The sequence below is a fragment of the Paenibacillus rhizoplanae genome, from assembly GCF_042684125.1.
Taxonomy (GTDB): Bacteria; Bacillota; Bacilli; order Paenibacillales; family Paenibacillaceae; genus Paenibacillus_AQ; species Paenibacillus_AQ rhizoplanae.
Genome location: NZ_JBHUKY010000070.1, coordinates 1 through 1,228, shown reverse-complemented (window position 1 = coordinate 1,228; position 1,228 = coordinate 1). Strand labels below are relative to the sequence as shown.

Below are 1,228 nucleotides of genomic sequence, written 5' to 3'. Positions count from 1 at the left end.
ACTAGTACAGCATCAGATTTAAATTAGTTAATTAATGGTAGATATGATATAGTCGAGAAAAAAGAGGTATCGACTATGAGAAAACGTGAATATACCGTTCACTTGACTTCGGAACAACAGAAAGAATTACAAAGCGTGTGCTCTAAAGGAAAAGTGGCTGCACGTTCGCTCCGGCGGGCACAAATTTTGTTATGGGCGGACGAGAATCGGGTGGGCGGCAAGCTCTCCGACATTGCCATTGCAGAGCAATTACACATCCACACCAACACAGTCTATCTGGTCCGCAAAACCTTTGCGAAAAAGGGATTACAGCCTGCTATTGAACGAAAACAGAGACTGACACCGCCAAATCCTCCAAAAGTTACCGGTGAATTGGAGGCGAAAATCATCGCGCTCAGTTGCAGTGCACCACCAGCGGGAAGGAGTCGGTGGACGCTTCGACTTTTGGCAGATAAGACCGTAGAGCTAGGATACATTGACAGTATTTCGTACGACACCGTGGACCGTATTTTAAAAAAACGAACTCAAACCCCATCTTCGTAAGTGTTGGTGCATTCCACCAAAACAGAATGCAGCGTTTGTAGCTGCTATGGAAGATGTGTTAGAGGTCTACCATTTGCCCTACGACAGCGAATGTCCTGTGATTTGCATGGATGAGAAACCGTTCCAACTGCTGGATGACGCTCGAAAACCGATCCCGATGAAGCCCGCCAAGCCGCTGCGTGAAGACTCCGAATACGTACGCCATGGGACCTGCAGTATCTTTATCTTCACCGAACCGCTTGCGGGCTGGAGACACGTCAGTGTCCGTCCTCGCCGTACCAAAATCGAATGGGCAGAGCAAGTTCGAGAACTGTTAGACGTACATTACCCCAGTGCACCCAAAATTCGTTTGGTGATGGATAATTTAAACACGCATTCGATCGCCTCACTCTATGAAGCCTTTGAAGCGGAAACCGCCTTGCGTCTAGCCAAACGGCTCGAAATTCATTACACCCCCAAACATGGCAGTTGGCTGAATATTGCTGAAATTGAGCTGAGCGTAATGACGCGCCAATGTTTAGCAAGACGAATTCCGTCCATGGAAGAGTTAGCAGACGAATTGGCCGAATGGGAATCTGCTCGTAACACCTCTCAACGGGGCATAGATTGGCAATTCACTACGGAAGATGCGCGGATAAAACTTAAAAGACTTTATCCACAATTTAAAGACTGATGCTGTACTAGT

At 47.2% G+C, this 1,228-nt stretch carries 1 protein-coding gene; it reads left to right on the top strand.

Annotated elements, in window-relative coordinates; genetic code table 11:
• Positions 1–75: 75 nt before the first annotated feature.
• Positions 76–1,216 (top strand): IS630 family transposase gene (locus ACFSX3_RS27185; RefSeq protein ID WP_379257441.1). Its coding sequence is split into 2 segments (ribosomal slippage): positions 76–515 and positions 514–1,216, totalling 1,143 coding nucleotides; the frame shifts between segments, so codons are not numbered across the junction.
• The last annotated feature ends 12 nt before the right edge of the window (positions 1,217–1,228 follow it).